This window comes from Bernardetia sp. Wsw4-3y2 (assembly GCF_037126295.1).
In the GTDB taxonomy this organism is placed as follows: domain Bacteria; phylum Bacteroidota; class Bacteroidia; order Cytophagales; family Bernardetiaceae; genus Bernardetia.
This window is the reverse complement of record NZ_CP147017.1, coordinates 1,932,065-1,944,132: the sequence shown is the minus strand read 5'-3', so window position 1 is coordinate 1,944,132 and position 12,068 is coordinate 1,932,065. Positions and strand designations below refer to the sequence as shown.

The following is a 12,068-nucleotide window of genomic DNA, read 5'->3' as shown; positions in this document are numbered from 1 at the left end:
AGCACACACAAAGAACAGTTCTAAATGTATATCTTATTTAATTCTTGTTACTTAACTTGCTAATTTTAAAAATAAAATAAAATAAAATAAAATAAAATAAAATAAAATAAAATAAAATAAAATAAAATAAAATAAAATAAAATAAAATAAAATATGAAAATTATAATTACTATCATTTATCTTTTTACACTCTCATTTTCTAGTTTTGCCCAAGCTCAAGTAGATAAAGAAAAAGCAAGAAAAGACTTACAACAAATTATAGGTGATATTTCTACTGATTATGTTTACTTAAACGATAAAAATATAGATTTAGAGTGTGTCAAGAGATTTTATAATAAGCAGATTGATAGTAGTAAAAACAAAACAGATATAGTTTTATTGTTCGAAAATCTTTTGAACGAGTTTTATGATAGTCATCTTATTCTGAATACCAATACTAACTCTTCTTTTCGATTATATTCACCTATTTATGCTATTTTCGAAAAAGAAAAAGCAGTTATTACAAATGTATGGCAAACTGAATTAGAAAACTTAGAAAGTAATATTATTGGGTATGAAATACTGAAAATTAATGGTAGAAGTATACAAGAAAATATCGAAAGATTTCCTACACATTGTCAAAATAAAAACTTGCCTCAAGTAAGAGAATGGATACTTAATAAACTATTAGCTGGACAATATGATAAGCCTAGAATACTTACTCTAAAAACAAAAAATAATGCTGTAATAGAACTTGATTTAGATAAACTCAAATTGAAACAATACAACGAGTTGATAAGTAGTAAAAAAGTAAATAATATTGGAATTATAGAAATACATAATTCGCTGGGTGCTAATAATCTTATTGCCAAATTTGATAGTGTATTGAATAGTTTGATGAATACAGAAGGATTAATAATTGATTTGAGAAACACAGTAGATGGAGGCAATTCGTATGTAGCTCGTGCAATTATGGGACGGTTTATTAATGAATCTTTGCCTTATCAAGTTCATACAGTAGAAGAAAAATATGATAATAATCCGAAAGTGGATAGAAAATGGATAGAATATGTAAATCCTAGAGCAGAACAGTATAAAAAGCCTTTAGTAATTTTGGTTGGTAGATGGACAGGGAGTATGGGCGAAGGAGTAAGTATCGGCTTTGATGCTATGAAACGAGGAAAAATTGTAGGCTCAGAAATGGAACGTTTGGCAGGAGAAATATATTATTATCCTTTCGAAAATCAAAGTTTTGGATATAGATTGTCAACAGCAAAATTGCTTCATGTAAATGGCACTCCAAGAGAAAAATATATTCCAAAACATTATATAAGACAAACTACTACACAAAAAGATGAAGTACTTCAAAAAGGACTAGATTTGATTGAAAATTAGAGGGAAAACGAATACTACAACTTAAAATAAGTGAAAAGAACACTTTCTACAAACCCTTACTTTCTGTTTGTATTGATAATGAATGTTTTAGGTCGTACCTTTGCACAAAATTAAGTGGCAGAACTATAATTTGTTGATTTATAGATTTTTAACCAACAAATTTTATCTACAACTTATTTGAATGTAGCTCACTCTTTAGAGTGAGTAGCAAAGCTCCGACTGCTTTAGCTTTCGGATAAAGTATAAAATTATAGATTTTGTTCCTCTATGAACTTACTAATTGGTCAGATAGGACATTTATTTGTCATCATTTCCTTTGTTACTTCCATTGTGGCTGCGATTGCCTATTATTTTGCAAGTCAAAACACACATTTAACTTCTCCTAAAAAAATACAAGAAATACAGTCTTGGAAAAAAATGGCTCGTGCTGCTTTTGGAGTTCATGCTTTTTCTGTAATTGGTGTGGTAGTCGTTCTTTTTTCGATTATCTACAATCATCAATACGAATACCATTATGCGTGGAGTCATTCATCGAATAATTTGCCATATTATTATATGATTTCTTGTTTTTGGGAAGGACAAGAAGGAAGTTTCCTGCTTTGGATTTTTTGGCATGTCTGTATTGGCAGTATAATTATTTTGCGTTCCATTTTCGTCAAACACAAAAAAGAAAATACATGGGAAGCTCCTGTAATGATGGTTTTTGCAACTGTACAGGCATTTTTGACTTCTATGGTTTTGGGCGTAATTGTTCCTTTAGCTAACCTTAAAATAGGTAGTTCGCCTTTTATTTTGTTGCGTGATGCTATGGATGCGCCTATTTTTCAATCTCAACCTGACTATATTCCTGTTGATGGAACGGGGCTAAATCCACTTTTGCAAAACTATTGGATGGTTATTCATCCGCCTACCTTATTTTTAGGTTTTGCGCTTTGTCTTGTTCCTTTTGCTTTCGTAATTGCTGGTCTTTGGAAAAAAGAAACAACTAAATGGCTTAAACCAACTTTTGCATGGGCATTATTAGCTGCTGCTGTTTTGGGAGTAGGTATTGTAATGGGTGCTTATTGGGCGTATGAAACACTTAATTTTGGTGGATATTGGAACTGGGATCCAGTAGAAAATGCTGTTTTCATTCCTTGGCTCGTTCTGATTGCAGGAATACACGCCATGACGATGCAGCAAAAACGCCCTTCGATGGCAAAACTTTCTGCTATATTGATGCTTTCAACTTTTCTTCTGATTTTATATTCTACTTTTCTTACTCGTAGTGGAATTTTGGGAGATAGTTCGGTTCACTCATTTACTGATTTAGGACTTTCAGGACAACTTTTAATTTACCTTTTATTTTTTGTTTTAGGAGCTAGTGTTTTATTCTTTATGAATTGGAATAATTTTCCAAAATCAAAAGCAGAATCTAGCTTTTATTCAGGCGAATTTTGGGTTACTCTTGGCGTAGTGGTTTTAGGACTTTCGGCTTTACAAGTTTTAGTTCCAACTTCAATTCCTGTTTATAATGCGATTTTGGATAATTTAGGAATAGACTCAAATGTTGCTCCTCCAGCTGACCCAGAAAGTTTTTATACAAAATGGCAACTTTGGTTTAGTGTCGGAATTGCTTTTCTTTCTGCAACAGCACAAGTATTTTGGTGGAAAAGAATTGAAAAATCAAATATTAAAGATAATTTTGTTATTCCTCTTATTCTGACTGCCATTGGAACGACACTAATTATTGCAATCGCTCAAATAAAAGATGCTTCTTATATGATTTTGGTTCTGACTTCGGTCTATGCACTTGTCAGTAATGGAATTTCTATTGCAAGAACAATAAAACTGAATCCAAAATTAGCAGGTGGTGCATTGGCGCATATTGGTGTTGCACTTATGTTTTTTGGTATTTTGTCTTCTTCGGGATATGATGAAATTGTATCTATGAACATGTCAGGACTTTTATATAATAAAGAATTTTCTGATGAGGTAAACCGAGAAAATGTTTTACTTTTCCGTAGTGAACCTACCAAAATGAATAAATATACTATTACCTACAAAGGTCAATATTGGGATTCTCCAGATTTCTCAGAGTATGTAAATAAAGAAGATGTAAAAGCAACAGCCTATTCCCATAAAGTAGTTGCTAAAAAAGATTTGGTGCATAATGATAAAATAGAAGTAAAATTAGGAGACACACTCCGAATTTTTGAGGAAAATACGTATTACAAAATTGATTATGTAGATACACTTACACAAGAAACTTTTACACTTTTTCCTCGTGTTCAGCAAAATCCTCAAATGGGTTTTGTGGTAAGTCCAGATATTTCGCAAGGCATTAAAAGTGACCTTTATACGCACCTTAGTAGTCTTCCAGACCCTGCCGAACAAAGAACATGGGCAGAAGCTGAAATGAAAACCTTATCTCCTATGGATACATTCATCGTAAATGATTTTGTGGCAGTTTTGGACGGAGTGCATCGTGGAAAACCTTTAGCTGATGAAGATTATATGGTGTATGCCGAAATTAGAATTTTGGATAAAGAAGAAACTTATACTGTAAAACCTGTTTTTCAGATAAAAGGAAATGAAGTGCGTGGTGTTCCCAAAATTGTAGAATCAGCAGGTGTAGAATTTACAATGATGAACATCAATCCAAAAACAGAAGAATTTACCTTTAAAATCCGAACCACTCAAAGGGATTGGATAATCATGAAAGCCTTAGAAAAACCGTATATTAGTTTGCTTTGGCTGGGTGTAAATGTAATGACTTTAGGGATTTTGGTGGCAATGTGGAGAAGATATACAGAAGCAAGAAAAGTAACTGTTTCTAAAAAGTCAGATTCGAAGAAGCCAAAAAATGAAATGGAATTGGTTTAGAAGGTTTATAATTAATGAACTTCCAAATTCCAATATTTGCACAAAACCACTTTTTTAACGAAATTGCAACCTAATTTTAGTTGAAAAAATAGTCTTCATTCATCATCGATCATTGATAAAATTTTTATGTTACAAGAAAAAGTAAATTCACTACTTTCGGAAGTAGAAAATTTTGAAATTCAAAGTGTGGAACAGTTAGAAACCTTTCGTTTAGATTTTATTAGTCGAAACAGCAAACTCTCTTCGCTTTTTGATGAATTTAAGACCGTTCCTGCTGAAGAAAAACGTACTTTAGGACAAAAAATAAATGTCTTAAAACAAGCTGCTGAATCAAAATTCCGTACTAAAAAACAGGAAATTGAAGATGCACAAGATGCAAATACAGGTACAGATTTAGATATTACCTTGCCTTCTGCTTACGAGCCCTTGGGAAGTTTGCACCCAGTTTCACAAGTTCGTGATGAAATTATTCAGATTTTTGAAAGAATTGGTTTTAATCTTTCTGAAGGACCCGAAATAGAATTGGATTGGTACAACTTTACAGCTCTTAATTTCCCTGAAAATCATCCTGCTAGAGAAATGCAAGATACTTTTTTCATTGAAAAAGACCCTGATATTTTGCTCAGAACACATACTTCGCCAGTACAGGTACGTGTCATGAAAAACCAAGCACCACCTATCCGAACTTTATCGGTTGGGCGAGTTTTTCGTAATGAAACTATTTCTTCTCGTTCGCATTGTATGTTTCATCAGATTGAAGGATTGTATGTCAATGAAGGTGTTAGTTTTGCACAATTGAAGCAAACACTTCTTTATTTTGCAAAAGAATTTTTCGGACAACATGCCAAAATTCGTGTTCGTCCTTCTTACTTTCCATTTACAGAACCAAGTGCAGAAGTTGATGTTTATTTAGGAACAAAAACAGAATCCGATTATCGTCTTACAAAAGGAACAGGCTGGCTAGAAATTTTGGGTTGTGGAATGGTTCATCCCAACGTTTTAGAAAATGTAAATATTGATTCTAAAAAATATAATGGTTTTGCTTTCGGAATGGGAATTGAAAGAATTGCCCTTTTGCGTTATGATATTCCAGATATTAGAATGCTCTTCGAAAATGAAATGCGTTTTCTAAGACAATTCTAAAAATTAAAATCTCGTTCAAGCGTCGACGCTTGAACAAGATTTTGCAAATAAAATAAAAAATTAAGAACTCCAAAAACTCCAAATAAAATGCCTTCATTCGAAACAGAGGGAACACTCGTAAAAATATTTCCTACTAGCGTAAAATCAGAACGCTTTCAATTAAGAGAATTTGTACTCAATGTAGAGGAGGGAAATTACCCACAAGAAATTATTTTTCAATTTACACAAGATGATTGTGATAGATTAGACAAATTTAAAGAAGGAGAAAAAGTAAAAGTAAGTAGTTGGGTACGTGGCAAAAAATGGCAACGTTCGCCTCAAGACGAACCTCGTTGGTTTAATAGTTTGGCTGCTCGCTCAATTGATCATTCTGACCCAATGATGAATGATATGAACCAAGATACTGGTAGTAATGATAATCCTTTTGCTGGTGATATTCCACCTCCAACCGAAGATACTTCTTCATCAATGGGAGATGATGATTTGCCATTCTAATTTTTTATAGATTTATAATTATGCTAAAACCCTAAGAATTTTTAAAAAAGTTATCAAAACAATTTTGAAGATTTTTAGGGTTTGTATTTTATCTTTCAAATGAAAAAATAATTATGAAAAAAAAGAAAAAAGTATTTATAATTATAGGAAGTGCAAGCGATAATTCTACCAATCAAAAATTGATTGAAAATTTTGTCAATAGTACAAAAGACGACTTAGATTGTCTTGTTTATAATGAATTAAAGTTACTTCCACATTTTGATCCACTACTTTCTTCTCAAAATTCTCCAAAAGAAATAGTAGAGTTTAGAGAAAAGATACAAAATGCAGACGCAATAGTAATTTGTACTCCTGAATATGTTTTTAGTATTCCAAGTGGGTTAAAAAATGCCATTGAATGGTGTGTTTCAACTACAGTTTTTTCAAATAAGCCTACTGGACTAATCACAGCTTCTGCAAATGGACAAAAAGCACATGAAGAATTACAATTAATTATGAAGACAGTAATGGCAAAATTTACAGATGATACTGTTTTATTAATTGAAGGAATAAAAGGGAAAATCAATGAGCAAGGACAAATTACTGATTCAAAAACGAGTGAAGATTTGACACTATTTATCAATCAGTTCAAAAATTTATTAAATACAATTTCTTAATCTACATTTCCTATCTTGAATCCCATAAACGAAATATCATCACGCTGTTGTTCTTTATCTTGATGTATTTTTAGTTTTTCTACTAAAATTTGATGTTGTTGATGTAATGGTTTTTGATGATTTTGCAATAAAACTTCTTTAAGTTGGTTAGTACCAAATTTTTTGCGTTGTGGATTGTGTTGGTCGGTTAATCCATCTGTAAACATATAGAAAACGGCATTTTCATTTACTTCAAAGGAAGTATTTTGAAAAATACCTGATTTGTAACTTGCTCCTCCGATATGTTTATTATCACCTTTTACTTCAGTAATTTGATTGTTTTCGATAAAGTACATTTTTGATTTTGCTGCTGCAAACGTAATTTTAATTTTATTTTGGATAGGCATTTTTTCAAAAACACAGATTGATATATCCATTCCATCATCATTTTTTCCTGTTTCTTGTTTTAGTATCTTATATATTCCTGCATTTAGGTTATTTAAAATACGAGCAGGATCGTCGTGTATTTTTTTAATATTGACAATTTCGTGAAGAAGTGTACAACCCAACATAGACATAAATGCCCCAGGTACACCATGTCCTGTGCAATCTGACATTGCCAAAACTCCCATTTGTGGATTGATTTGAGAAAACCAATAAAAATCACCCGAAACAATATCCTTAGGTTGGTAGATCAAGAATAGATTATTAAAAAAAGAAGTAAGCGTACTCAGTTCGGGCAAAACAGCTTCTTGCATATCAGAGGCATATCTTATACTTGCATTAAACTTTTCTGTTGTCATTTGAAGTGCGCTATATGTTTGTTCTAATGTTTCCTTTTGAGATTGCAACTCTTCATTGGTTACATTTAACTCTTCATTTTGGGTTGCTATTTGAGTTTGTTGAAGTTTGATAGCTTCATTTTGTTCTTCAAGTTTAGAATTTGCTTTTCTTTTCTGATTATAGCCTATCACTAAAAGTATAGCAATAATAAGAGCTGTAAATAATCCTCCTAGATATATGTTTCTTATACGTTCTTCTTCTGCTCGTTCGGTGCGTCGTTGTAATTCTTTTTTCTCCTGTTCAACTTTTAACTGTTCTTCTTTATAAGTAGCCTCTTTTTGTAAAAGCTCTCTCAAGTTATCTAGTTTAGACAGGCTGTCTCCCCAAACAACATATTCTTTGTAAGTCTGATAAGCCTTATCACTATTGCCTTGCTTTTCATAGGTTTGATAGAGTATTTCGAGTACATTCAATCCTTCACTATTTTGTTGAGTTTCTTTAGCAATACGCAACCCTTCTTCTAATTCTATGAGTGCTTTTTGTATTGCATTTGTATTAAGATAACTGTCTCCTAATATAGTTTTACTTCTAACAAGTCCACGCTTAAAATCAATTTTTTCAGCTAACTGAATGCTTTTAGTTGCATAAATAATAGCAGAATCATATTCTTCTAAGTCATTATATGACTCTGCAATGTTACCTAGCATAATAACATCTCCTATGGAGTGCTTTACTATTTCATTAATTTTTAATCCTTTTTGATAGCTATTTAGTGCTTCTCTATAATTCTTCTCAGCTCTGTAAACAATGCCTAAGTTATTATAAGCACGTATTTGAAAATTAAGATTACTTTGCTTTTCACTAATATCAAGAACTTTTTTGTGATATAATTTTGCTTTTTCTAGCAACTGTTGCTCATAATAAAGTATTCCAATATCTGTATAAATAGAAGTTAACATACCTTTCATTTGATTCTGCTCGTAATATTTCATTGCAGGAAAAAGATTGTTTGAGGCTTTTTCGCTATCTCCCATTTCAGAATAAAATACACCACTTTGATGTTGAATACGAGCTAATAAAAATTTATCTTCAATTTCTTCTGCTAGTTTCTGTGCTTCATCAAATACTTTTATTCCCTCTAGATTCTCTGTTTTATACCAATAATACCTACCCATCAATAACTTTATCTCTGCTTTCCATTTCACACTTTCAAGTCTTTTTGCTTCTTGTAAAGATTTATCTAAGTAAAACAGTGCTGAATCAATTTGTCTTTCTAATAAGATTTCTCCCAAACGAACATGAGTACGCAAGTGTGAGGTATCTGATACTTGTTGTGTCCAAACAATTTGTTTTAAGCTATCAATAGAACTTTTTTGAGCAAAAGCTAAAGAACTAACTCCTATCAAAATAATAAGACAGACAAGACGGAAAAAAAGAATCATATAAGTTTCTTGTTAAAAATAAGAAGGGGTAACAAGCAGAATAAAGCAGAGAAACTAAACTCCGTATAAGATAATAAAAAAATAAATAGAACACAAAAAAATAAATGATACTACGATTATTTATAGAGTTGAATATCAATAAGTTGCTCAAAAGTTTTCAATGGTTTTAGAAGTCACAAATAAAAAAAACGTATATTTGCCTCTCAAAACACATATAAGGAAACATATAAAAGAAGAGTATGATAGTTTAAAACACATTTATTTTAGATTTCTTCTTACTTTATATAAAATATTTTCGTGCTGATAATTATTTTGCCATGATAACCACTACTACAACAAACCGTATAGATTCTCTCTTCCAAAAAAAAACAAACGGAGTTCTGACTATTTATTTTACAGCAGGTTTTCCAAAATTAGATGATACTCGTCGTATTTTGGTAGAACTTTCTGATGCAGGAACAGATTTGATAGAAATTGGAATGCCTTTTTCTGATCCAATTGCAGATGGTGAAACTATACAATACAGCAACAAAATAGCTTTAGATAATGGAATGAGCATCAAAAAGATGTTCGAACAATTAGAAGGAATTAGAAATGAGAATGGCAAAATAAAAGAAACTCCTATTGTCTTGATGGGATATTTGAATCCTGTTTTACAGTTTGGAATAGAAGAGTTTTGTAACAAATGTAAAGAAATAGGAATTGATGGACTAATTTTGCCAGATTTACCATTATTTGAATATGAATTGACATATAAAGCTGTTTTTGAAAAATATGGTCTGCACACTATTTTCCTTATCACTCCTCAAACTTCTGAAGAGCGTATCAAAAAAATTGATGAACTAAGCAATGGCTTTGTCTATATGGTTTCTTCAAACAGCACAACAGGAAATACAACTGAAAAAAGTGCAGAAGTATCAGAAAAACAAAGTGATTATTTCAAAAAAATAAAGTCGTTACAACTCAAAAATCCAACACAAATTGGTTTTGGTATTTCGGATAAAAAATCTTTTGAGCAAGCTACTTCTTATGCGAATGGCGCAATTATAGGCTCTGCTTTTATTCGTCATTTGGAAAGTGGAAAGGCTGTTAAAGAGTTTGTAGAGTCAGTTATTGGTCATTAGTTTATTTCTTAATTTTTAGCTCCTAATCCTTAATAATAAAATGGAAACTCAAATCCTTGATGATAATGATTTTGGCAACAAAAAAGAAGAGTCAATGCGTAATAACATTGATAGAGCAAATTATACCATTTATGCATATAGTTTTATTTTTATTTTAAGTATTATTGTATTAATAATAAATGTTTATTCTATTAGTAGTCCTTCAAATGCCAATTCGGTACTATTTATTAAAGATATTATACTGGGTTTTAATTTATTAATATTTGTTGTAGCTTTTATTTTGTTTTTAATGTGGTTTAGAAGAGCGTATAAAAATATTCAAATCATAGGCTATGAAACCAAACATACAGATGGTTGGGCAGTAGGAGGTTTTTTTCTTCCTTTCAAAGGGTTATATTATCCCTACAACATAATGACAGAGATATGGCAAAAGATGAAACTTACAGCAGAAGGAAATGGAATAAAACATTATTTAAAAGGAGGAATACATGGTTGGTGGTGGTTCTTTTGGTTAATGAGTTTTATTGGCTATTATTTTTCTTTTAAAATGGAAATGAGAGGAGAACTTGAAAATTTTACTACTGTTATACCTACGTTTGGAGATGTGTTTTTGAATATAATAGATGTTCTTGATGCTTTATTTACTGTCTTGGTGGTAAAGAGTCTGAGAGATACAGAAAAAGAACTAAGAGAACATGGAGGTTTTTAGAACATTATGATTTCTATCATAGAATAAATCTATAAAAACACCGAACTTTGTGTATATCAGTCTGTTATTAGATAAATTAATTTGATTAGAAAATAAAATAAATAAAAATTATGAAAAAGATAAATAAAAACATATTTTCAAGCATTATTTCAAAACTTCTTTTTTTATTTTTCGTTTTAATGATATTTACTTTTACATTTGGAATAACAGATGCAGAAGCGCAATGTGCTATGTGCCGAGCTACTGTAGAAACCAATTATAATAACGGGGCAGGAGAAGCCAGTACACGCCTTAATTCAGGTATCTTGTATTTGCTTTGTATGCCTTATCTGCTTATCGGAACAGTCGCTTTTTTCTGGTATCGCAACAAACAAAAAAACGAACGCAATGGAAAACGAACTCTCAAAATCTCAAGCAATCCTTCAATGTAAATGTCCTAGATGTAGAAAAGGAGAAATTTTTGAAAATTCTGCTTTTAGTCTAAACTTTGCTAAAACACACAAAAACTGTCCTGTTTGTAACCTTAAGTATGAACGAATATTAGGCTTTTTTTGGAGTGCTATGTATGTGAGTTATGCCTTTACCGTAGCCCATATGATTACACTTATGGTAGCTATTAATGTGCTGACAGATGAACGTCCTGCTTTATGGGTCTTCTTTGCAGCTATTATAGGAAGTTTTGTGTTTTTTGTTCCTGTTTATTTTAGATATTCAAGAGTAATTGTTTTGTATTTTCTAGGAGGTATAAAATATAATCCTAATCCTAAAGTTTGGGAAGAGCAGGGAGAATAAATCTAATTACGAATTATGAAATAATCAGCGTAGCTAATTAAAAATTATGAATTACGCTACTTTTTTATTAAAAATAAATCCTTATTTCTTAATTTCATATTCGTAATTTTTAATTTTTAATTCGTAATTGAAATAATATGCAAATCACAACCAAATCAACTACATATCAAGTTAGAAAAGAAAAAAATACTTCTGCCAAAACAGAGTCTCTTTTCTTAAATGATAATTTAATAGAAGCAGATATTCAACGTATTTCTGAAAGAGAGTTTCATATCTTGAGAAATAATATATCATATAGAGTGGAAGTATTGAAATCTGATTATGAAGCTAAAGAATTTGAAATCCGTATCAATGGAAATATTCATACGCTGACAGCAAAAGACAGAATGGATTTGCTTTTGGAAAGCTTAGGAATGGAAAATGCAGCTTCTGCAAAAGTAAGTGACTTAAAAGCCCCTATGCCTGGACTCGTTTTGGATATTTTGATAGAAGAAGGTGCAACTACCGAAAAAGGAACTCCTCTAATGATTTTGGAAGCCATGAAAATGGAAAATGTTTTGAAAGCAACAGGAGAAGGAAAAATAAAAAGTATTGCTGTAAATAAAGGTCAAAACGTAGAAAAAGGAGCTGTTTTGATAGAATTTGAATAAAAATAAAAAAGCCTTTTCAATTTATTTTGAAAAGGCTCTTTTGATAGTAAAAAATG

General features: G+C 31.1%; 11 protein-coding genes. 10 read left to right on the top strand and 1 reads right to left on the bottom strand.

The features are described 5' to 3' along the window. Positions 1-153 precede the first annotated feature (153 nt). From V9L05_RS07760 to V9L05_RS07740, 5 genes are all read left to right on the top strand, one after another. Positions 154-1,374 carry a S41 family peptidase gene (locus V9L05_RS07760; RefSeq protein WP_338815021.1) on the top strand — a complete coding sequence of 407 codons (1,221 nt, stop codon included), beginning with the start codon at positions 154-156 and terminating at the stop codon, positions 1,372-1,374. A 267-nt stretch (positions 1,375-1,641) separates the two neighbouring features. Next, complete coding sequence (ccsA, locus tag V9L05_RS07755) at positions 1,642-4,239, top strand: cytochrome c biogenesis protein CcsA (protein WP_338815020.1); 2,598 nt, start codon at positions 1,642-1,644, stop codon at positions 4,237-4,239. A gap of 126 nt (positions 4,240-4,365) precedes the next feature. Beyond that, positions 4,366-5,382, top strand: a complete 1,017-nt coding sequence (gene pheS / locus V9L05_RS07750; RefSeq protein ID WP_338793791.1) for a phenylalanine--tRNA ligase subunit alpha — start codon at positions 4,366-4,368, stop codon at positions 5,380-5,382. Between the two features lie 87 nt (positions 5,383-5,469). Next, complete coding sequence (locus V9L05_RS07745) at positions 5,470-5,877, top strand: DUF3127 domain-containing protein (protein ID WP_338815019.1); 408 nt, start codon at positions 5,470-5,472, stop codon at positions 5,875-5,877. Positions 5,878-5,990: 113 nt separating this feature from the next. Next, a complete protein-coding gene (locus tag V9L05_RS07740; RefSeq protein ID WP_338815018.1) occupies positions 5,991-6,533 on the top strand; it encodes an NADPH-dependent FMN reductase in 543 nt (180 codons plus the stop codon). On the opposite strand, the gene V9L05_RS07735 is transcribed toward V9L05_RS07740, so the two are convergent. Then, positions 6,530-8,737: a tetratricopeptide repeat protein gene (locus tag V9L05_RS07735; protein ID WP_338815017.1), complete on the bottom strand. Its 2,208-nt coding sequence runs from the start codon at positions 8,735-8,737 to the stop codon at positions 6,530-6,532. The genes V9L05_RS07740 and V9L05_RS07735 overlap by 4 nt on opposite strands. Before the next feature lie 317 nt (positions 8,738-9,054). Between V9L05_RS07735 and trpA the strand changes: the two genes are divergently transcribed. From trpA to V9L05_RS07710, 5 genes are all read left to right on the top strand, one after another. Next, the gene (trpA, locus tag V9L05_RS07730) at positions 9,055-9,861 is read left to right on the top strand and encodes a tryptophan synthase subunit alpha (RefSeq protein WP_338815016.1); all 807 of its coding nucleotides are present in this window, start codon (positions 9,055-9,057) and stop codon (positions 9,859-9,861) included. A gap of 40 nt (positions 9,862-9,901) precedes the next feature. Next, positions 9,902-10,570, top strand: coding sequence for a DUF4328 domain-containing protein (locus V9L05_RS07725; protein WP_338815015.1), 669 nt, complete (start codon positions 9,902-9,904; stop codon positions 10,568-10,570). A gap of 110 nt (positions 10,571-10,680) precedes the next feature. Continuing rightward, positions 10,681-11,001 (top strand): hypothetical protein, encoded by a 321-nt coding sequence (locus V9L05_RS07720; RefSeq protein WP_338815014.1) that lies wholly within the window; start codon positions 10,681-10,683, stop codon positions 10,999-11,001. Then, complete coding sequence (locus tag V9L05_RS07715) at positions 10,958-11,362, top strand: DUF983 domain-containing protein (protein ID WP_338815013.1); 405 nt, start codon at positions 10,958-10,960, stop codon at positions 11,360-11,362. The genes V9L05_RS07720 and V9L05_RS07715 overlap by 44 nt, the downstream gene beginning before the upstream one ends. Before the next feature lie 137 nt (positions 11,363-11,499). Then, the gene (locus V9L05_RS07710; protein ID WP_338815012.1) at positions 11,500-12,012 is read left to right on the top strand and encodes an acetyl-CoA carboxylase biotin carboxyl carrier protein subunit; all 513 of its coding nucleotides are present in this window, start codon (positions 11,500-11,502) and stop codon (positions 12,010-12,012) included. The last annotated feature ends 56 nt before the right edge of the window (positions 12,013-12,068 follow it).

Bases quoted from the DNA above. Each gene is read 5' to 3' on its own strand.
- pheS (WP_338793791.1), top strand. From the start codon at position 4,366: ATGTTACAAGAAAAAGTAAATTCACTACTTTCGGAAGTAGAAAATTTT.
- V9L05_RS07735 (WP_338815017.1), bottom strand. From the start codon at position 8,737: ATGATTCTTTTTTTCCGTCTTGTCTGTCTTATTATTTTGATAGGAGTT.
- V9L05_RS07710 (WP_338815012.1), top strand. From the start codon at position 11,500: ATGCAAATCACAACCAAATCAACTACATATCAAGTTAGAAAAGAAAAA.
- V9L05_RS07740 (WP_338815018.1), top strand. From the start codon at position 5,991: ATGAAAAAAAAGAAAAAAGTATTTATAATTATAGGAAGTGCAAGCGAT.
- V9L05_RS07725 (WP_338815015.1), top strand. From the start codon at position 9,902: ATGGAAACTCAAATCCTTGATGATAATGATTTTGGCAACAAAAAAGAA.
- V9L05_RS07720 (WP_338815014.1), top strand. From the start codon at position 10,681: ATGAAAAAGATAAATAAAAACATATTTTCAAGCATTATTTCAAAACTT.
- trpA (WP_338815016.1), top strand. From the start codon at position 9,055: ATGATAACCACTACTACAACAAACCGTATAGATTCTCTCTTCCAAAAA.
- V9L05_RS07745 (WP_338815019.1), top strand. From the start codon at position 5,470: ATGCCTTCATTCGAAACAGAGGGAACACTCGTAAAAATATTTCCTACT.
- V9L05_RS07760 (WP_338815021.1), top strand. From the start codon at position 154: ATGAAAATTATAATTACTATCATTTATCTTTTTACACTCTCATTTTCT.
- ccsA (WP_338815020.1), top strand. From the start codon at position 1,642: ATGAACTTACTAATTGGTCAGATAGGACATTTATTTGTCATCATTTCC.
- V9L05_RS07715 (WP_338815013.1), top strand. From the start codon at position 10,958: ATGGAAAACGAACTCTCAAAATCTCAAGCAATCCTTCAATGTAAATGT.